Genomic DNA, 18,111 nt, shown 5'->3' with positions numbered 1-18,111 from the left:
GATCAGAAGCGGAAGGTGGTTTTGACCAGGGCCCCCAGCTGATCGAATCTCTCGCCGGCCGGTGTGTTCTCCCCCTGGGGCCGGCTCAGATAGAAGAGCGCTGGGGTCACCGCGAGGTTGTCGCTGACCTGGATGGAGTACCACCACTCCCAGACGTAGTTGGCGTCGTTGGCACCCCGGTCGCCATAGAGGCTGGTGGCGTAGGTGGCCTGACCGACTGCCATGCCGGCGCTGTTGCCCTTCACCAGGGCATTGCTCCAATTCAGGCCGAGGTTCCAGGAGCGGCTGTTCTTGGCAAGCCCATCGCTCTCCACCCCGGCCTCGTAGGTCGTGGTGTTGATGCCGAAGCCCGCGCTCAGCGAGGGGACCCAGCCGTCGTCTGCCGGGACCCAGTAGCCGCTCAGGCCGTAGGCCGCCGTGGTGCCGGGATTCTGGAGTTGGCTGCCGGTCAGGAAGTTGGTGCCGTAGCCAATCCAGGGGGTTTGGTTCTGGATTTGGGAGTAGATCCCCGCTAGGCCAAAACGATCGTGGCTGTAGCCGAGCTGGACGGTTCCGGTGCCGCCGGAGCCTGAGGTGGCGATCCCGCCGACGCCTGGGCTGCCGAGGCCGCCGCGGTCCGCGACGTAGTTGGCGCTGACGGCGAAGCCAGCCTTCTGCCACCAGAGGCCCGCCCCGGTGCCGAGGTTTTTGTTGTAGGCCTCAGGCGCACCGTTCAAGGTGGTGACATCGAGGACCGTTTGTCTGGGGTAGACGCTCGGCCAGATCGCCAGCATGTCTTCCTGACCGACGCGGCCGCCGAGGGAGACGGTGAAATCGCCGGCAGGGAATTGATAGAAGAGCCGATCGATCGAGACCTCGTTGGGCTTGCCGATTTCTTGAAAAGCAATCTCCAACTGGGAGAGGTTGGTGGGTGCGGGGAAGGGGCCGCCGAAGCTGTTGCTGGCCAGCGTGAAGTTGCCCGTCCGCAGCACTAGGCGCAGCAGGTCCTTGCCGCTGAAGCTGGTGTCGGAGAAGAGCTCGAGTTCGTAGTTGAAGGTGGCGGCGCCAAAGCAGCGTTTGGCTTGCTCCACCCCGTACTGCAGAAATTGCGGGTCGCTCTCTTCGACATCGCTGATGTCGGGACACCCGTTCACGGTTCTGTTTTGGGCCGTTCCATAGAACTGGTTCCCGCCCACTACGAAGACCGCTAGGCCCGAGAGCTTGGTGGTCGTGGAGAACTGCAGGGCCTCGAGCACGCCCACCTTGGCGTCGAGGGCATCGACCCGGCCCCGCAACACGGCCAGTTCCCGCGCGAATTCCTGGGTGAGGCGTTTGAGCGCGTCGGTCACCTCCGTGACCCGATCGAGGCAGGCGTTCAGTAGGGCTGCTGCCTCGTAGCGGCTCACCGCTCGGTTTCCGTCAAAGCTGCCGTTGGGGTAGCCGGCCACGCAGCCATAACGCTCGATCAGGTTGCTGAGCGCTTGATAGGCCCAGTCACTCGGCTGAACATCTAAGAACTGGCTGATCGTGCTGACCTGCTCGAGTTCTGCCGCGGGAGCGGGTTGGCTCACGCTCAGCCCGGTCCCAAAGACGCTCCCCAACAGGAGCGCACGGAGCCGTGGGGGACGGGGCATCCAGGTCTGAAAGCTCGGGACAGTCTGCTTCCTGATTGATCAGTTCGTTTTCGTTCTGAACATGTTCATGTTTCAAAAATCACTAGTCTTTGTTCTGCAAGAAGGCTCTCGGGATTCATGAGCAGAACGCGGGACGCGATCAACGCTCACCTCTTCCCGGTGTTGGCCCTCATAGCCACGGCCAGCTCGGTCTCGATCGCCCTATCGCTCGGGGCGATTGGCGGTCAGTCGGTGCGATGGAATAAGTGCTTCAACACCTCCCTGGAGTGGTACCAGCGGAACCACCCCAACCTGAGCCTTGAGGAGCAGAAGGCCTGGTCGGCCCGGTTCTGCAATGGCGGTGCCTTGGTGAAGCCCACCCCTTGAGCTCGCCCCTGGAGCGCTGCCGGGAGATCGCTGGTTTTGAGGTGTTGGTTGGCGCCTTGGGCTACGACTCCCTGGCCGATTGGGTGGCCCGTTGGGCGGCCAACGATGGACTCTCTCTTGCCCGCGAGGCCTGGCCCGTTGGGGTCGACTTCACCTGGATGGCGTCGGTGGGCTTGCCCCTGCTGGATCAACTGCAGCAGTTCCAAGGACGCTCCCTACTGGGTTTGGCGGCGATGCCGGGCTGCGGTAAATCCACCCTCTGCGCCTGGGTCAAGGCGGCAGCGGCCCACTTGGGGATGGCCGTTGAGGTGGTGTCCCTCGATGACTTCTATTTCGAAGGCCAGGCACTGGATGCGGCAATGGACGGCAACCCTTGGCGGGCACCCCGGGGCATTCCTGGTAGCCACGATGTGGAGCTCTTGCTGCGCTGCCTACGGCAATGGCGCAGCGAGGGGTCTTGTGAGGCCCCTGTTTTTGACAAGGCGCTGCGGCAGGGCCGGGGCGATCGTGCGGGTACTCGGCTGCTCAAAGCCGATTTGTTGATCCTGGAGGGCTGGTTTGTTGGAGCCGGTCCTTGGGCAGCGGCCAGTCACGGGGAGGAGAGCGCTGATTTGACTCCCTTGACCCAAGCGGAATTGGCCTACAGGCCCGTCATTCAACGGAACGTCCTTCCCTATCAAGAGGTCTGGCGGCAGCTGGACGGTCTCTGGCAACTGAGCCCCACCACCCTCTCCACGGTGACGGGCTGGAAGCGCCAGCAGAACCTGAGTCAGCAGCAACAGACGGGGTCTGGGCTGGCTGAGCACGAGCTTGAAACCATGACGCGCAGTCTTCAGGTCTGCATCCCGGAATCGGCGCTGGTGTCGGGGCGATCCGCCGATGTCGTGCTGCGGGTCAATGCCCAGCGGCAGGTGGAGGAAGTTCGGCTGGCGGGCGGTTAGCGAGAATCCCCGCACGACGAACCCAGTCCAGAGCATCTGTGCATTTCCAGGACATCATCCAGACCCTGAACCGCTTCTGGGCTGAGCGGGGTTGCCTGATCCTTCAGCCCTATGACACGGAGAAGGGTGCCGGGACGATGAGCCCCCACACGGTGCTGCGCGCCATCGGGCCGGAGCCTTGGGCGGTGGCCTACCCCGAGCCCTGTCGCCGGCCCACCGATGGCCGCTATGGCGATAACCCGAACCGCGCCCAGCACTACTTCCAGTACCAGGTGCTGATTAAGCCCAGCCCGGATGCCATCCAGGAGACCTATTTGGCCTCGCTGGAGGCCCTGGGCATCCGCGCCAAGGACCACGACATTCGCTTCGTCGAGGACAACTGGGAGTCCCCCACCCTCGGCGCCTGGGGTGTGGGCTGGGAGGTCTGGCTGGATGGCATGGAGGTGACCCAGTTCACCTACTTCCAGCAGTGCGGCGGCATCGATTGCCGGCCGGTCTCGATCGAGATCACCTATGGCCTGGAGCGCCTCGCGATGTACCTCCAGGACGTGGAGAGCATCTGGGATCTCTCCTGGGATGGCAACCGCTCCTACGGCGACATCTGGTTGCCGTTTGAGAAGGGTCAGTGCACCTACAACTTCGAGGCCTCCAACCCGGAGCGCCTCAAGCAGCTGTTCGCGATCTATGAGGCTGAGGCCGCGGACCTGGTGGCGAAGAAGCTGCCCGCCCCGGCCCTGGACTTCGTGCTGAAGTGCAGCCACACCTTCAACCTGCTGGAGGCCCGCGGGGTGATCTCGGTGACCGAGCGCACCGCCACGATCGGCCGGATCCGCAACCTGGCCCGGCAGGTGGCTGAGGCTTGGTTGGAGGAACGCGAAGCCCTGGGCTTCCCGCTGCTCAAGCAAGAGGCGGCGGTAGCGGCCTAACGCAGGGAACGCTCACTCCAGCTGGACTGGGGTGAGGTTTGCCGTTGCTGCTCTCGGGCGGGGCCTTAGTGGCCCTGTCCCTTGGAGTCCTGCCGCTGTCGCTGGTCCCTCAGCTGGCCCTGGCGGTGGTGTTGGGTCTGCTGCAGTGCGGCTGGGCTCGCCGGCAGCGCTGGTCCTTCTCCCAGCTGTTGGCCTGGCTGCTGGCCCTGCTGTTGCTGGGTGGTTGGGGCTGGATGGGACGGCCCCAACCTTCGGCCTCTGACCCGATTCATTGGATCCCGCCTTCTCAGCAGTCGCAGCCGGTCCAGGTGGAGGCGCGGCTGCTGCAGGACCCGCGAGGAATGGGTGCGTCCTGTCAGGCCTTGGCCGAACTTCCGCAGGGGCGGGTTCGTCTGCGCTTTCTCTCCTGCCCAGAGTTGCAGCAGGGCTGGCGTTTGCAACTGGAGGGCCGACTGAGGCGGCTGCGCGGCGGACCGCACCCGCTGCTGCCTGGGGCGGCGGAACGGCTCGCGGGCAAAGGGGTCTGGAGTGAACTGCGGGTTGAGCGTTGGCAGCTGATCGCCCGCCCGCCCACGCCGATGGCGGATGGTCGCCGCCGGATTGCTACGGAGCTGCGGCGGGTTGGTGGGGAGGAACCCGGCGGGCTGCTGGCGGCTTTGGTGTTGGGGCAAGCGATGGTGACGCTGCCCGCGAGCCTGAAGGAATCCTTCCGGGCGGCGGGCCTCTCCCATGCCCTGGCGGCTAGTGGGTTTCATCTGAGCGTGCTGCTGGGCGCCGTGCTGCTGGTGACTCGCCGCGCTCCTGCATTGATCCGTTGGCCGGCGGCCTTCGGTGCGATGGGTGTGTTTGGACTTCTGGCGGGCGGTCAGGCCTCCGTGGTTCGCGCTCTGTTGATGGGGGCGATGGCGTTTGTCCTGAAGGAGAGCGGTCGCGGCGCTCGTCCGCTGTTCTCGCTCTTGCTCTGCCTGCTGCTGATGTTGGTGTTGCGGCCGAGCTGGCTTCTGGATGTGGGCTTTCAGCTGAGTGCGGCCGCCACGGCTGGCCTGATCCTCTCGGCCGGTCCCCTGGAGGAGCGACTGCGCAGGTGGCTCCCCCGTTGGGCGGCTGCCGCGATGGCGCTCCCTCTGGCCGCTTCGCTCTGGACCCTGCCGTTGCAGCTGCTGCATTTCGGCGTGGTGCCCAGTTACGCGGTCCTGGCCAATGTCCTGGCGGCTCCGTTGCTGACACCGCTGACCTTGGGGGCGATGGCGATGGCCCTGACTGCGGTGCTGATGCCACCCCTACTCGGGTTGCTGGGTGCGCTGATGGTGCCGATGGCACAGCTGTTGCTGGCTTTGGTGCAGCTGATGGCCCGCTTGCCGATGGCCCAGTTGCCGATCGGACAGCTAGGGGTGCTCCTGGTGTTGCTTCTGCTGGCGGGGCTGCTGCCCTGGCTGCTTCCGGCCGGTCGCCGTTGGCGTCTGCTGGCGCTGCCGCTGCTTCCCCTGGCGGTTGGCCTGCGCTCCTGGCAGCAGAGCCGGGACCAACTGCTGCTGGTTCGCCAGGCTCCGCGCCAGTGGCTGGTCGTCCGCCACCAGGGCCGGGCCGGTCTGGTGAGCCTGAAGGCCGACCCCAGCAGTTGCCGCCGCGCTCAGCAACTGGCCCAGGGGCTGGGGGTTGCGCGCTTCGATTGGCTGCTCTTGCTTGATCCACTGCCTCAAGAGCCCAATCCCTGTTGGTCGCGCTTGGCCCACACCACGGTCGATCGCCTCTGGCCTGGGCAACAGCTGCACAGCCCAGGGCTCTCGGTGAGTCGCATCAGTCCCTATAGCCAGGGCCTCTCCTTCAGGGCAGGGCGACAGCGTTGGTTGGTGCTTCCCGATCGGCAGGCCTGGTGGAGCTGGCTGCGGCAGGGCCGCGGCGGCGGCTCGGTCTGGTTGGGGTTTGTTCCCAGTCCCCGGGAGGTGCAGGCCTTACGCGGACTTCAGGCCTGGTGGCCCACTGCCGGTTCCACCAGCGGATGGCACCAGAGCTGAGCTGGCTGCTTGATCCGTACACTGGCCCAGTCGCCTGGAGAGGTGGCTGAGTGGTCGAAAGCGAACGACTCGAAATCGTTTGAAGGGCAACCTTCCGTGGGTTCGAATCCCACCCTCTCCGTTCAGAGAAGGTCCTGACAAGACCACGGAAGTCCCAAACCCATTGCGGTGAGGGACTTTTTTAGTGCTTGTTGGTCCTGGTTCGTCCCAGGGAAAACCACAAGGTCTCGAAAAAGTGTTGTTGGATGTGTTGTTGGAAATAGGGGTTGTGTTGTTGGATAAAATCGGTGTTGTTGGATTCTTGAGATGCCTCTCTCTGACTCGCAAGTCAAGGCAGAGAAGGCAGGTCCCAGAAGAAGGAATATCTCCGTCGGCAACTCGTTGCTGCTGGTAATCGAATCTGAGTCAAGGGGGGGAGGCAAGTCGTTTGAGGGAAGGATGCGGTTCCCTCCTGGACGCAGTGGGAAGCAGGTTCCTGTGCGAATCGGTGTCTACGGGAAGGGGGTTGGTAAGTGGTCCCTCAAAGAGGCAAAGGACGAGTGGGATCGGATCCGTCTATGGAGCAAGGAGACGGGCAAGGATCCCAGGGAACTCAAGAGGGAAGAGCAGCAGTCAAAGGTTCAGCAGTCCTCTGGTCCGACCTTTGAACAGGCATGTGAGTCGTATCTCTCTCACTCCAGTTCCAAGTCATCGAAGAAGGAGTATCCGAACCTTCTGAGGAACCAGGTGATCCCCCGACTGGGGGCAGATACCCCCGTTGCTCACCTTGCGTGGGATCACAAGGGTGCTGGTGGGAGGACGGGTCGTGAACGGGTCATGGAGATCTTCCGTTCCAAGGTTGCTGAGGGGAAAGAACCCCAGGCACACAAACTCCTGATGGTCATGCGTCTGGTCTTTGACCATGCCATCGATGAAGGGTGGTTGAGTCGAGACCAGAACCCTGCCCTTGGAACCAAGGGGACCAAGAGCAAGCACAAGTCCACCCCTCATCCCACCCTTCCGTGGGACGAGTTGCCCAAGTTCTTTGAGGACTTGGAGAGCAACCAGGCAAATGGGTCTCTGGTCTTGCTGAGTGCTGCCAAGGTCGTCTTCATGACCTTCTTGCGGGTCGGGTCTCTGACCCCGATGCGATGGGTCGAACTCGATGAGTCAAGGGATCTCTGGGTGGTGCCTGCTGATCGGATGAAAAACGGTCAGGAGCATTTGGTTCCTCTGACCGATCCCCTCAGAGAGGTTCTCGAGACCTTGAGGAAGGTCAATGGGGATGAGGAGTTCGTCTTTGCTTCCTTCCGCAAGAGAAGCACTGCGTATCTCAACCCCTATTCGATTAACCAGCACTTCATCCGTATGGGATACAAGGGGGTTCAGACAGCACACGGTCTCCGAAGAACTGCTTTGACTGCTGGACAGGATGTTCTTGGATTCCCGTCTGACTTAATCCAGAGGCAAATGGCACATGCTCTTGGAGACAAAGTGCGGCAGTCCTACGACCAATCCCAATTGCTTGATGAACGCAAAGAGTTCATGGTTGCCTGGTGTGATGCTCTCCTAGAGAGAGGGATGAAGGTCTGACGATTAGGGGTGGGATTCGACTCACTGGGACCTTGTGAGACCTCCTGCCACAACTGAAAGGTCGATCCTTCAGGTGTCCCCTTGGAATGCTCGGGTCGGGTTCTCCCCTGCTATACTTAGTTCATCGACAGGAGGGGAGACAATCCTCTCTCACCGATACAAATCAAATACATCCTTGCTCGAGAGAGCACATTCCTTTTTTTAACCAGACATCCCCTCCCTGGTTCTCTGACTTACAAGTCAAAAAGCAAGACAAGCAACTAACAGTTCTTTGCTTTTTGAGTTCATGCTTACCTCTGCTCAGTTTATCCGTCTTCCTCAGGTCAAGGAAATGACCTGCCTGTCGAAGTCATCTATCTACCGTCTGATGGATGACGGTGATTTTCCTAAGCAGGTTGCCTTAGGTGCTCGTTCTGTGGTCTGGGTTCGTGCCCAGGTTGAGGACTGGTGTGCCGAAAAGGTTGCTGCTGCTTTCGGTTGAGCAATCCATAGTCGATAAACCGACTCAAAACCCTATCGGTGAGAGAACACCGAGAACAAACATGTTCACTTACTTATTGTTCTCATGATTGATTTGATGACCCGTGATTATCCCTGTGTTCCTGATGTTCTGACTATGTTAAAGGTCCAAATGCGTTTATCGAAAGATCAGGGAAAACTTGTTGATTGGGATGAAATTGTTTACGAAGCAATATCTGAATGGGATGATGTATTCCGTGATTGTGAGGAATGGTATGACGAAGAGGACACAGATATTAAAGATAGTCTTCGTGATCAGGTGATGGAGTATCTTGATAAACAGGGGATTCTTTGATCTCTTTGTTGATAATCAGTCGATAAACCGACTTAAATCCCTACCGCAGAGAAACTGCGAGAACAAACACTTAATTACCCCTTCCCTCGATCAAATAAATGAATTATCCTACCCCCACTTTCGTTCGTAATCTTGTTTTCACCTCTTTGGTCAGTCAGTATCAAAAGCAACTTGATATGCTCTTAGTCTATGAGGTCATGAATAATGAAATCCACGCAGATGCAGAGGGGACTCACGGAGGGAATGACTTGATTAAAAAGATTGTCAATAAGTTCAATGTTGATCTTGATGATCTTGTCTATGAGATTATTTCCAGTTTTGATAATCAGTTTCTCGATGATCCTGACTGGTTTGATGAAGACGATTCTGATGAGAAAGATCGTATTAGGGACGAAGTTCTCGAACTGATTGGTTTTTGAGTCACTAGTCGATCCTTAATCGAGACCACTCCATAGTTCGTCTTTACCCTTGCCAGTAGATCGACGCAGGTCTGCGATCTTCTTCTCTCTGGCACCCTGCTGAACGGCACCAGGATTGCGGGTCTTCCCCTTCCTGGTGCTTTTTCGTTCGTTCAGGTGGGATTGCTGCCAAATGGAGAAAGCAATCCCAGCAAGGTGCCTGAACCTCTCTGTGCTGCTTTCTCCGACAGGACCCCCCACCACAATCATCTTGTCGGTTTCGGTGGGTGGCATTGACACGGGTTCATTGGCAGTGAAATCGTCCTGCTTCTTCTTTGGGTTGTGCTTCTTCCAAAGACGACGGAACTTGGTGACCTTATCTTCGGGCAACTCAAATTTGGCACTGTTACCAGTGGGGAAGTAGTTGTATGGATTGGTCTGGTTGAGTTCGTCGTATGTCATAGGAGTTTTGTTTTCGCACGGTTCGTTCTGTTGTAGGCATCGTTGATGAGGTACTCCAGAAGTTCTTTTGGTCTAACGTTGTTCTTCTGGCAGAGCAATCTCAGTGCTTCTTTTTCTGCCCCATCAATATTGATGTTAATCATCTGTCTACTCCTAAAATAAAATCAATGCTTTTACTGAACGACGAATACTCTTGATTGTGGATCTTGACATAGAGATCTTGAACCTGCTTGTCGAGTTCAAGTTTTAACTTGGCAAGGTCGGGATCGTAGTCCACAAGCAGAGGGTCGCAGAAGGGTTCGATGCGTCTGCGTCTCTCTTTGATGTATTCAAGTTTCTCTTTGAGTGCTGTCTTGCGACCGTGGTCAACTGAAAGAGTGGGTCCTGTTGCTTCCATTCTTCTTGTTTCTGAAATGCTCAATCAAAGCATTCTTCACATAACCAGTTTTAGACCAGTATGGGTTGAGTTCGATTTCTCTCTCGATCTCATTCTTGATCCAGGTGTCCTTCTTGGTGAAGGTCAGGGACATTCTTTCTTGCTGGACTGTTGCTGATTTCATTCTGGATTCACTTAAAGGATATTGATTGAAACACCTTCGGTGTTTGGTTCCTTCGGAACCAATCTCATTATGTTTGCTTTGTGTGTTTGGTTCTGGTGGGTTTCTGCTGGGTCTCTATGGAACTCAACCATTCCCGTTTAAACCTGACAAACTATGCATAAAAGTTTTCACCTCTACTCAAATAACCTCTAAAGTACCTGTTGCTTATCTTCAACCTTGACAAAGTTATTCTACTTGGAAAAAGATATCTTGTCAAGTATTAGTGCTGATACTGTGCGGACTTAACTTTGCACGGAACCATGTAAAACCAGGTCTTTATTTGGGTTATGCGGAAATAGCATAAATGTGGTCACAGGTTTTTGGGAGGCACAAAAAAGACCACCAGCACTCGGGTCTGGTGGTCTATTCATTATCAGAAGAGGTGTCAATCAGTTCTATTTATTATGGATATGCCAGATCGAGAAGACGACCGTCCGCATCGACTAGTCGGTATCTCTTGCCAGTTCTCTTGGCAAGTTGCTGGGCAAACTTCCTTGTGGATGCTTCGTGGTGGTAGGTGCCGTAGTGCTGCCAGTTGCCGTGTTGGTCTTCCCACTGGATTTTGACGACCGTCATGCGACCTCCTGTTCTTTGACGATTCGGGTGATGGTTGCGAGGGCAAGACCCGTCTGTTCCTTGATGGATCGGTAGGACTCCCCTTCCCTCCTCAGACGCAGCACAAGGGTCTCCTTCTTGCTGCTGGTCTTAGGTCTGCCTCCGAGGTTGCCTCCCGTCCTTCTGCGGTGCTCTACGGACTCTCTGCTGCGTTCCTGGATGAGAGACCTCTCCACCTCTGAAAGACCCGTCAGGAGACCCACGACGAGGGGTGCCATCTTTCCAAGTGCCTGGGTGTCGATTAGTCCATCCAGAGTTTTGACATGGATCCCCTGCTGCTGGAGTTCGTTCAGACGGTTGATGACTTCGACCTGGGACCTGCCCAGTCGGTCCAACTTGGAGACGACAAGGATGTCCCCTTTGCGGAGGACAGACAGACACGCACGGAGTTGGTGCCTCTTGTCCAGGGTCGTGGTGCTGCTGACCCGTTCAGAGAAGACCTCTTCGCATCCTGCGTCCTTCAGTTCTTGGACCTGGGCATCCAAACCCTGCTTCTGATGGGTTGTGGATGTCCTCCCGTATCCGATTTTCCGTCCCATCGTTCGGAAAGAGTGTGTCTTTCTAGAGCACTATACACGAAATCAACCGAACGGTGTTTCCGAACGCATATCTGCTCCCTTTTCGTGGTCTGACCGTTCTTTTTGCTTTGTCGGACCAACTCAAGGGTTTCTGAACACCAATCCCTTGCTAGGACTAATACGCATGTATTGGTGGAGGGTGATAATGGGAGATGGATGGTTGAAGAACCCGTCCGATGGATGGACGTACAGGTTCCACAGGGATGAAAAGAGTTGGTTGCGTGACCCCAGGGTTTTCGTGGATATGGGACGGGAGATGCCCGATGGATCACCAGCACTGCTTAAGACCCGTCAGCACGTCCGCAAGGAGCAAGCAGTGGGGATGTGGAAGGACTTAGTGCGTCGTGGGTGGAAGCAGGTTCCTGCTGTCTGGGGACCTGACGCAGAACCTTGAGGGTGTTTCTCTGCCAGTGCTCTACCACCAGTGGTTATTGATTCGAGATCTAGGGACAATGACTAGTCCTATCCTTACCACTTCCAGTCTCTTAATGACTCCAATAAATTGATTTTTGATTCGGATAATTTGTTTTCCTTTTTCATTCTTTTCTGTGATCTGATCCATTGAGCATGTTCTTCGATGCCCATGTTTGGTGTTGAATTTGGATTCTTTTTGAGGTGATTTTTTAGAGATGTAAAACGGTTCATCCAATCTTCCTCCTTGCGTCCGTTGTCGTCCCAGCACCATTTTTCTATTGTCTCTAATTTTTTAACTCTCTTTTGAGATAGATTGCCTTTCCTATAAGCAGTTCTTTGCGCAGAGATCCATCTCCCTAGAGTTTGGTGTGAAGGAGATGGGTAATTGTCTTTGTCAGCATTAAGGTAGTTTTTTAATTCTGTATATGTTTCTTCCCAGACTTCTTCTTTCTTGTTCCAGACCCATCCGTTTAGACTTTCAAGACGTTGCTTTCTTTTTGGTTCGATTTTGTTGATTCTATAGTTTCTCCTGTTCACCTCGACGAAAGTGCCCAGTTCTGGATGCGACCTTGGCACTCTTGCGTGACCGTTGATTTCTACATATTCCGCAAGTCTTGCAAACTTTTTTTCCCATTCTGCACTCAAAGAATCCCATTCCCATCCGTCAATCTCTTCAAGCAGTGCTATTCGGTATTTTGGTATTTTGTTTCTTTTGTATGAGGTTCTTTGTTCTCCGATCCAGGTTTTTACTTTTTTGATCTCGTCTGTTGAAAGTGCATTGTCTGGTTTGTTGAATTCTCGGAATTTGTCAAGCATGAGTGTCCATTGCTCTTCACGGGGATCCCAGTTCCAACCATTGATTGATTCTAAAAGTTGGATCCTTTCTGGGGTAAGAATTCCTTGTTTATACCAATTTCTTTGAGTATTGCACCAAGGACCAAGTGTGTGATGACTTCTTTCAGGTATTGAATTCTCATTGTCTTCCATGTGCTGAACTAGATTTCCATATTTCTCTAACCAATTCTCAGTTGTTTCCTGAACGAGGAGTGTTGATATTGAGTCGGAGAAACTTGTCGAAACCCTGGATGGCAAATCAAAAATAATTTTCATTGGTCCTTGAATTGGTTTTTTTGAGTAATTGTTTCTTCCTAGTTCTACTCTTAACTGATCTAATTCCACACGAAGTGAATCGTCTTGTGACTTCAGTGCGAGAATGATTTTCCAGATTTCTTGGAAACGACTCTGGAGAATACTTTCCTCGATATTTTTGGTATCCCCTAGGTAGACAGGTAGGATTATGTATCCGTCTGTTTTGTTTATGCTCTTTCTGATTGCCCGACCCAATGCCTGAATGATGTCTACCTGACTCCTCTTGGGATCCATGAAGACAATCCCATCCAGAGTTGGGACATCTACACCCTCTGATAGGCATCTTGCGTTTGTCAGGATCCCTACTTCGTTGTCATTAATGTGCCTTAACTTGTTGATCGCAAGATTTCGACTCTTGGTTGGCATTTCTCCTGAGGCATGAGAGCAAATTAATATTTTTGAGGTCTTTGAGTCTTCTGGCATCCATTCTTGGATAGACGGGTGGTCTTCAGAGAACTTCTTTGCCGATTTGACTCGACTGTGGAAGGTGATTAATCGACTAAGGTCGTAGTCTTTTATTGCCTTTGCGAGAGCAATGTGATTGGCAAGTGTTTCGGTATCGATCTCTAACTCATTTTCTGTCTGGACGATTTCTCTGTGGAGAATCTTTGCTTCGACTGTTGGGTCGTCCACACCAACGATGACCACCTTGTAGTCACTCAGTAATTCCTTGTGGATTGCCTCTGAGAAATTCAGTTGATGGAAAATTTCTCCGAATTGCGAGACGTCATCCATGCATGCCAGATCAATATTCTCGTCATCTGCTTTTTTCTTGATTTGTTTCGACAGCACTCTTGGAGTGGCAGTCATGAAAAGTCGTTTGTCAGATCTGATTCGTTCACTATCTAGGACGCAAGCAAAAGCACTTGAGATCTTTCCTGTGCATCGATGTGCTTCGTCTGCAAACGTGATGTCAAACCCAGGTGTTGCTGGATTCTTTTGCGACTCTGTAACTAACTCTGAAGACTGATAAGTCGAGAAGACCACTCCACCTTCTTCCTTTTCAAGAAAGTCTTGGATGTCCTTTGGATCACTGGTGACAGGAACACCAAGACCACTGACACGTTCGATCATGCTGTCAGTGGTCTTGTCCTGCTTTGCAACTGACTTGTCGGAGCAGACACAGATCCAGTTGAACTCTTCCTTGCTGGTTGCTGTCCACTCCCTCAGGGTCTGAGACAACAGACCCAATGAGGGCACAAGAACCAGAGTGCGTTTGGCATTCAGTGCTTCCATGATCCACAGAGAGGTCAAGGTCTTGCCTGTCCCGCATGCCATCAGGAGTTGTCCCCTGTCCTCCTTCTGGAAACCCTCTACGACGTTCTTGATTGCCTCTTGCTGGTGAGGACGTGGTGTGCGTTTCTCCTTCCTCTGACCCGTTGAGAGGTCTTCTGGTTTGGAGGGGAACTCGACTGCTGAATGCTTGAAGTGCTCCAGGAGGAAGCAGACGACCTGCTTCTCCTGTCTGTCGATGACCTGCTGTGCGTATTTGCCGATGCCATCGGTTGATGCGATCAGCAGTCGTCCATGAATCCTGGAGTCACTTGACTCACTCAGGAAACTGTCGATCTCTGCTTTTGAGATTTCCCGATCATGGGAGACGCACTTGCTCTGAACTGCCCAGTGTTTTCCCTGAGTGTCCTCATAGACCAGATCGATTCCGCAATCCTTTCCCCACCTGTGGGGGTAGTCATCCCACAACCAGACCTGCTGGACCTGTGAAGACCATTCAGGGTCTGTCCTTAAGAACCAGGGAACGAAGACCTTCTCGAAATACTCACCCCTCTTATTGCTGTCTTCTGGCAGGGACTCGTAGAACTCGTCGAAGGATGCCACTGCTATCGACCTGATGAGGTCATTATCTCAGTCCTGAAGGGGTTCTCCAGTTCATTGCTGCTTGGTTTAAGGGGTCTCTGAGCACCCAGACCACTGCTCTGAGGTGGTCATAGACCCCCCCCTCCTCTGCCGCAGGGTCCTCAATGGCACCTCATGCCCATGTGGGTCTCCTGTTCTGTTTAAGACCCGTCAGCACGTCCGCAGGGAGCAAGCAGAGGGGATGTGGAAGGACCTGATGCGTAAGGGGTGGAAGCAGGTTCCTGCTGTCTGGGGACCTTCTGCGGGTGATTCCTGGGTAGGGGTCTGTTGAACGACTCGAAATCGTTTTCTGTCCCAGATGGTGTCCGAATCGGGGTTCAGGAAGTCCCAGGTAATCCTACGAATGTGTTGTGGGATGTGTTGTTGGAACTGGATCTCTGGACGAGCCCTTCGTTAGGAATGACTGCGAGAGCAGGGGTCTGTCCTCGAAACGGAATCCCACCCTCTCCGTTGCTTTTGATCAGCTGTGGAAGACCAGTACCAGCCCTTGGCTGACCTGGTGGAATTCCCGTTCTTCCCGGCTGAGATCGAGTCCGACCTCGAGTCCTTCTTTGAGGGCGTTGTCGTAGGGCGGTGGAGTCGGCGCTTGACCGGCAGTCCAGAGCGCCGCAATGCCAACCGAGGTGGCGTGCCAGCTAAAGCAATCGGTTGTGCCAATGGAGGGAGTCTTCAGCTCGTCTTCCAGCAGCTCGCGGATGGCCATGGCTCAGGAACAGTCCTCTCAGCATTCAGAGTTCGCTCTCTGACGGCAATCAGCTGACAGGTTTCGTGACTGATGGGCAATCAAACTTCAAGAGAACGCCCTTAGGCTGCGGCCCATGCTTGCTGGAATCGGGCCGATCGCCCTGGTGCACGAGTGGTTCACCCCCCGGTCGGTGGGGGGCTCGGAACTGGTGGTCCAGGAGTTGGATGCCCTGCTGCAGCAGCCCCAGCTCTTTGCCCTGGTGGATGGGGAGAGCCGTCGCCGCGGCAGCTGGCTGCAGGGTCGCTCGATCACCAGCTCCTTTGTCCAGCGCCTGCCCTTTGGCGTGAGCCATGTCCAGCAGTACCTGCCGCTGCTGCCCATGGCGATCGAGCAGTTGGATCTGACGGGCTATCCCCTGGTTCTCAGCAGCAGCCACCTGGTGGCCAAAGGCGTCCTGACCGGCCCGGACCAATGCCATCTGAGCTACGTCCACACTCCCGTGCGCTACGCCTGGGATCAGATGCACGCCTACCTGCGCCAGTCAGCCCTGGCACGGCGCGGGCTGGGCCCCCTGATTCGTGCGCAGCTGCATCAACTGCGCCAATGGGATGTCCTGAGTGGTCAGCGCCCGGATCAGTTGTTGGCCAACTCCCGCTTCACCGCCTCGCGTATCCGCCGCTATTGGGGCCGTGAGTCCACGGTCGTTCACCCCCCGGTTGAGGTGGACCGCTTCCGCTGGGATCAGCCCCGCGATGACATCTACCTCTGTCTCTGCAGGCTGGTCCCCTACAAGCGGGTGGATCTTGTGGTGGAGGCCTTCAACCGCACTGGTCTTCCCTTGGTGGTGATTGGAGACGGCCCCGAGCGTGCTCGCCTGCAGGCCATGGCTGGCCCCAATGTCCGCCTGCTCGGTCGCCTTCCCCAGGACGATGTCAACAACTGGTTGAGCCGTTGCCGCGCCTACGTCTACGCCGGGCTTGAGGACTTCGGCATAGCCCCGGTGGAGGCCATGGCGGCGGGGGCTCCGGTGATTGCCTTAGGGCAGGGAGGCTTGCTGGATACCGTTCGCTGCATCCAACGGGGCGATCGCCAGCCCACCGGCCTGCTCTTCCCGGATCAGCAGGTGGCCTCGCTGGTGGCGGCACTGGAGTGCTTTGAGCAGCAGCGGCTTTGGCAGCAACTCCCTGCCGAACGGCTCAGGCAATGGGCAGAGGGCTTCAGCCCAGCGCGCTTCCGCGCACGCATGGAGGCGGTGATTGAGCACAGCTGGAACCGGCATCAACGGGCTCGCCAGGAGCGCAGCCGAGCCTTGCCTGTGCCTATGTCTTGAGTGACTGCAACGGGGTTTCGCTGCGAACACTTGACTTCTTTAATGACAACTGGAAACTGACCAACCGCTTCGCCGTTTGTCCGCTGTTGACTCGATTCCCGCTGAATCCACGGCCAGCTCTTGGCTGAGGGCTCAATCCAAGCGCGGACGCATTGTCAAACGCGTCGGTGACATCAGCTTTTCGCTGTTGGTGCTGATCTTGGGCTCCCCGCTGCTGTTGCTGCTGGCCCTGGTGGTCAAGCTCAGCTCCAAGGGATCGGTCTTCTATTGCCAGCGCCGCATCGGCCGCGGTTACAGGGGCTTTGGCTGCCTGAAGTTCCGCACGATGCGCAAGGACGCTGATCGTGTCTTGGCGGCGGTCTTGGCCTCCGATCCGGTCCTGCGGGCTGAATTCGAGCGGGACTTCAAGCTCAAAAATGATCCCCGTATCACGCCGATCGGCCGTTTCCTGCGCCGCTCCAGCCTCGATGAGCTTCCTCAATTCATCAATGTCCTCAAGGGCGAGATGAGCGTGGTGGGTCCCCGCCCGATCGTCTGGGATGAACTGGAGCGCTACGGCCGCACCATGGATGAAGTCCTGGCGGTTCGCCCTGGATTGACCGGCCTCTGGCAGGTCTCCGGCCGCAACAACCTGCCCTACGAGACCCGGGTCAAGCTCGATCTCTTCTACGCGCGTAACCGCAACTTCTGGCTCGACCTGGGCATCGTCCTGCGCACGATTGGTGTGGTCCTCCTACCGATGGACCGCGGCGCCTACTAAGAGGGCCGCCAGCAGCCAGAGGCCCTCAAGACGGCGACTTAAGGCGAGGAGGCGTTCGACATCGGCTGGCTCGGGAGCCTGAGCCCCGGCAGCCAGCAGCGGTTTGCAGGTGCTCTGGTCGCCGTAGCGATTGACGCCCCCCAGTTGAATCCCCAGGCACTGGGCATAGATCGCCTGGGAGACCCCAGCGTTGGGTGAGGGGTCGGGCTTGCCCTCCAGCAGGGCCCGCCGCGCCAGGGGCAGGGCCCGTCGGGCGGTGCTCGACTGCACGAACGGCAGGTTGAAGGTGACGAGCCGGCAGGGCAACCAGACCAATAGATCATCGAGCCTGGCCCCGGCGGTCCCGAGCCAACGCAGGGTTCCGCGGCGGTAGCCGAGCATGGAATCGAGGGTGCTCGCGGCTTTGAATCCCCAGGCCAGGGCCAAAGGACCCGGCCCGCCGTATGGCCAGAGCGCCGCTCCGATCAGCATCCAGAACAGCGGCGCGAACAGACCATCAATAGCGTTCTCGCTGGCGGTCTCCGCGGCGGCCCGCAGGATCTCTTGGCGGCTCAAGTCCTGGGTGTCTCGGCCGACGATCCAGCTCAAGGCCTGGCGCGCAGGCCCGAGCTCGGTCTCGTTTTTCAGGGCCTCCAGGACGGCCTGAACCGCCTGCTCCAGGCTCCGGCCGGCCAGGGCACTGGCCAAGGCGACCAGCAGCAGAGGCCACCCCAGAACCCAGGGCAGATCACGGCTGCGTTGCTCAAGCCACCAACCGCAGCCGCCGCTGCCCAGCACCAATAACAGGGTGATGCAGCAGCCCGCTAGCCGCAGGCCGAGGGGGGAGTGGCTGAACCAGCGCTCCGCGAAGCCCCGCAGTTGGGTGATCCACCAGCCCATCACCACGACCGGGTGCAGGCACCAGCGCGGGTCCCCGATCCAGCGATCGAGTCCGGCCGCAGCCAGGACCAATAAAAAGGGGTGGATCCCCGAGAAGGAATCCACCCCGCCTGGAAGCAA

19 protein-coding genes and 1 tRNA gene are annotated in these 18,111 nt (G+C 56.7%); 13 read left to right on the top strand and 7 right to left on the bottom strand.

Annotated elements, in window-relative coordinates; genetic code table 11:
- Nucleotides 1-2: 2 nt before the first annotated feature.
- Nucleotides 3-1,613 (bottom strand): iron uptake porin, encoded by a 1,611-nt coding sequence (locus tag MY494_RS05215; protein ID WP_247911668.1) that lies wholly within the window; start codon nt 1,611-1,613, stop codon nt 3-5.
- Between the two features lie 117 nt (nt 1,614-1,730).
- On the opposite strand from MY494_RS05215, the gene MY494_RS05210 reads away from it, so the two are divergent.
- From MY494_RS05210 to MY494_RS05170, 9 genes are all read left to right on the top strand, one after another.
- Nucleotides 1,731-1,979 (top strand): hypothetical protein, encoded by a 249-nt coding sequence (locus MY494_RS05210; RefSeq protein ID WP_247911667.1) that lies wholly within the window; start codon nt 1,731-1,733, stop codon nt 1,977-1,979.
- Nucleotides 1,976-2,920, top strand: coding sequence for a kinase (locus MY494_RS05205; protein WP_247911666.1), 945 nt, complete (start codon nt 1,976-1,978; stop codon nt 2,918-2,920). The genes MY494_RS05210 and MY494_RS05205 overlap by 4 nt, the downstream gene beginning before the upstream one ends.
- A 38-nt stretch (nt 2,921-2,958) precedes the next feature.
- Complete coding sequence (glyQ, locus tag MY494_RS05200; protein WP_247911665.1) at nt 2,959-3,846, top strand: glycine--tRNA ligase subunit alpha; 888 nt, start codon at nt 2,959-2,961, stop codon at nt 3,844-3,846.
- 44 nt (nt 3,847-3,890) lie between these two features.
- Complete coding sequence (locus tag MY494_RS05195; protein WP_247911664.1) at nt 3,891-5,861, top strand: ComEC/Rec2 family competence protein; 1,971 nt, start codon at nt 3,891-3,893, stop codon at nt 5,859-5,861.
- A gap of 36 nt (nt 5,862-5,897) precedes the next feature.
- Nucleotides 5,898-5,982 (top strand) — tRNA-Ser (locus tag MY494_RS05190).
- A 185-nt stretch (nt 5,983-6,167) separates the two neighbouring features.
- Nucleotides 6,168-7,433: a site-specific integrase gene (locus MY494_RS05185; protein WP_247911663.1), complete on the top strand. Its 1,266-nt coding sequence runs from the start codon at nt 6,168-6,170 to the stop codon at nt 7,431-7,433.
- Between the two features lie 286 nt (nt 7,434-7,719).
- Entirely contained in the window at nt 7,720-7,914 is a 195-nt protein-coding gene (locus tag MY494_RS05180; RefSeq protein ID WP_247911662.1) for an AlpA family transcriptional regulator, read from the top strand.
- A 96-nt stretch (nt 7,915-8,010) separates the two neighbouring features.
- Nucleotides 8,011-8,247 carry a hypothetical protein gene (locus MY494_RS05175; protein ID WP_247911661.1) on the top strand — a complete coding sequence of 79 codons (237 nt, stop codon included), beginning with the start codon at nt 8,011-8,013 and terminating at the stop codon, nt 8,245-8,247.
- Nucleotides 8,248-8,345: 98 nt separating this feature from the next.
- The gene (locus MY494_RS05170; protein WP_247911660.1) at nt 8,346-8,666 is read left to right on the top strand and encodes a hypothetical protein; all 321 of its coding nucleotides are present in this window, start codon (nt 8,346-8,348) and stop codon (nt 8,664-8,666) included.
- A gap of 15 nt (nt 8,667-8,681) precedes the next feature.
- Here the strand turns inward: MY494_RS05170 and MY494_RS05165 are convergent, their stop codons facing one another.
- The 3 genes from MY494_RS05165 to MY494_RS05155 form a co-directional block, all read right to left on the bottom strand.
- Entirely contained in the window at nt 8,682-9,107 is a 426-nt protein-coding gene (locus tag MY494_RS05165) for a hypothetical protein (RefSeq protein ID WP_247911659.1), read from the bottom strand.
- A 139-nt stretch (nt 9,108-9,246) separates the two neighbouring features.
- A complete protein-coding gene (locus tag MY494_RS05160) occupies nt 9,247-9,528 on the bottom strand; it encodes a hypothetical protein (protein WP_247911658.1) in 282 nt (93 codons plus the stop codon).
- Between the two features lie 750 nt (nt 9,529-10,278).
- On the bottom strand, nt 10,279-10,860 hold the full coding sequence (locus MY494_RS05155) for a recombinase family protein (protein WP_247911657.1): 582 nt from the start codon (nt 10,858-10,860) through the stop codon (nt 10,279-10,281).
- Between the two features lie 163 nt (nt 10,861-11,023).
- Between MY494_RS05155 and MY494_RS05150 the strand changes: the two genes are divergently transcribed.
- Complete coding sequence (locus MY494_RS05150; protein WP_371820684.1) at nt 11,024-11,293, top strand: DUF1651 domain-containing protein; 270 nt, start codon at nt 11,024-11,026, stop codon at nt 11,291-11,293.
- Between the two features lie 74 nt (nt 11,294-11,367).
- Here the strand turns inward: MY494_RS05150 and MY494_RS05145 are convergent, their stop codons facing one another.
- On the bottom strand, nt 11,368-14,298 hold the full coding sequence (locus tag MY494_RS05145) for a DEAD/DEAH box helicase (protein WP_247911656.1): 2,931 nt from the start codon (nt 14,296-14,298) through the stop codon (nt 11,368-11,370).
- 103 nt (nt 14,299-14,401) lie between these two features.
- On the opposite strand from MY494_RS05145, the gene MY494_RS05140 reads away from it, so the two are divergent.
- Nucleotides 14,402-14,608 carry a DUF1651 domain-containing protein gene (locus MY494_RS05140; protein ID WP_247911655.1) on the top strand — a complete coding sequence of 69 codons (207 nt, stop codon included), beginning with the start codon at nt 14,402-14,404 and terminating at the stop codon, nt 14,606-14,608.
- A gap of 189 nt (nt 14,609-14,797) precedes the next feature.
- Here MY494_RS05140 and MY494_RS05135 read toward each other — a convergent pair whose 3' ends face one another.
- Nucleotides 14,798-15,040 carry a hypothetical protein gene (locus MY494_RS05135; protein WP_185186007.1) on the bottom strand — a complete coding sequence of 81 codons (243 nt, stop codon included), beginning with the start codon at nt 15,038-15,040 and terminating at the stop codon, nt 14,798-14,800.
- Between the two features lie 115 nt (nt 15,041-15,155).
- Here MY494_RS05135 and MY494_RS05130 point away from each other — a divergent pair, with 115 nt between their 5' ends.
- Nucleotides 15,156-16,352 carry a glycosyltransferase gene (locus MY494_RS05130; protein ID WP_247911654.1) on the top strand — a complete coding sequence of 399 codons (1,197 nt, stop codon included), beginning with the start codon at nt 15,156-15,158 and terminating at the stop codon, nt 16,350-16,352.
- A 76-nt stretch (nt 16,353-16,428) separates the two neighbouring features.
- Nucleotides 16,429-17,112, top strand: coding sequence for a sugar transferase (locus MY494_RS05125; RefSeq protein ID WP_247911653.1), 684 nt, complete (start codon nt 16,429-16,431; stop codon nt 17,110-17,112).
- On the opposite strand, the gene cbiB is transcribed toward MY494_RS05125, so the two are convergent.
- Complete coding sequence (gene cbiB / locus MY494_RS05120; RefSeq protein WP_247911652.1) at nt 17,086-18,111, bottom strand: adenosylcobinamide-phosphate synthase CbiB; 1,026 nt, start codon at nt 18,109-18,111, stop codon at nt 17,086-17,088. The two genes, MY494_RS05125 and cbiB, sit on opposite strands and share 27 nt — an antisense overlap.

Origin of the sequence: Synechococcus sp. A10-1-5-1, assembly GCF_023115425.1 — a bacterium.
Lineage (GTDB): Bacteria > Cyanobacteriota > Cyanobacteriia > PCC-6307 > Cyanobiaceae > Vulcanococcus.
This window is presented reverse-complemented; position numbering and strand designations above follow the sequence as displayed.

What these genes read in the sequence shown, in the direction of transcription:
- MY494_RS05165 (WP_247911659.1), bottom strand. Translation starts at nt 9,107, where the DNA reads ATGACATACGACGAACTCAACCAGACCAATCCATACAACTACTTCCCC.
- MY494_RS05185 (WP_247911663.1), top strand. Translation starts at nt 6,168, where the DNA reads ATGCCTCTCTCTGACTCGCAAGTCAAGGCAGAGAAGGCAGGTCCCAGA.
- MY494_RS05175 (WP_247911661.1), top strand. Translation starts at nt 8,011, where the DNA reads ATGACCCGTGATTATCCCTGTGTTCCTGATGTTCTGACTATGTTAAAG.
- MY494_RS05170 (WP_247911660.1), top strand. Translation starts at nt 8,346, where the DNA reads ATGAATTATCCTACCCCCACTTTCGTTCGTAATCTTGTTTTCACCTCT.
- MY494_RS05180 (WP_247911662.1), top strand. Translation starts at nt 7,720, where the DNA reads ATGCTTACCTCTGCTCAGTTTATCCGTCTTCCTCAGGTCAAGGAAATG.
- MY494_RS05150 (WP_371820684.1), top strand. Translation starts at nt 11,024, where the DNA reads ATGTATTGGTGGAGGGTGATAATGGGAGATGGATGGTTGAAGAACCCG.
- MY494_RS05210 (WP_247911667.1), top strand. Translation starts at nt 1,731, where the DNA reads ATGAGCAGAACGCGGGACGCGATCAACGCTCACCTCTTCCCGGTGTTG.
- MY494_RS05155 (WP_247911657.1), bottom strand. Translation starts at nt 10,860, where the DNA reads ATGGGACGGAAAATCGGATACGGGAGGACATCCACAACCCATCAGAAG.
- MY494_RS05135 (WP_185186007.1), bottom strand. Translation starts at nt 15,040, where the DNA reads ATGGCCATCCGCGAGCTGCTGGAAGACGAGCTGAAGACTCCCTCCATT.
- MY494_RS05130 (WP_247911654.1), top strand. Translation starts at nt 15,156, where the DNA reads ATGCTTGCTGGAATCGGGCCGATCGCCCTGGTGCACGAGTGGTTCACC.
- MY494_RS05215 (WP_247911668.1), bottom strand. Translation starts at nt 1,613, where the DNA reads ATGCCCCGTCCCCCACGGCTCCGTGCGCTCCTGTTGGGGAGCGTCTTT.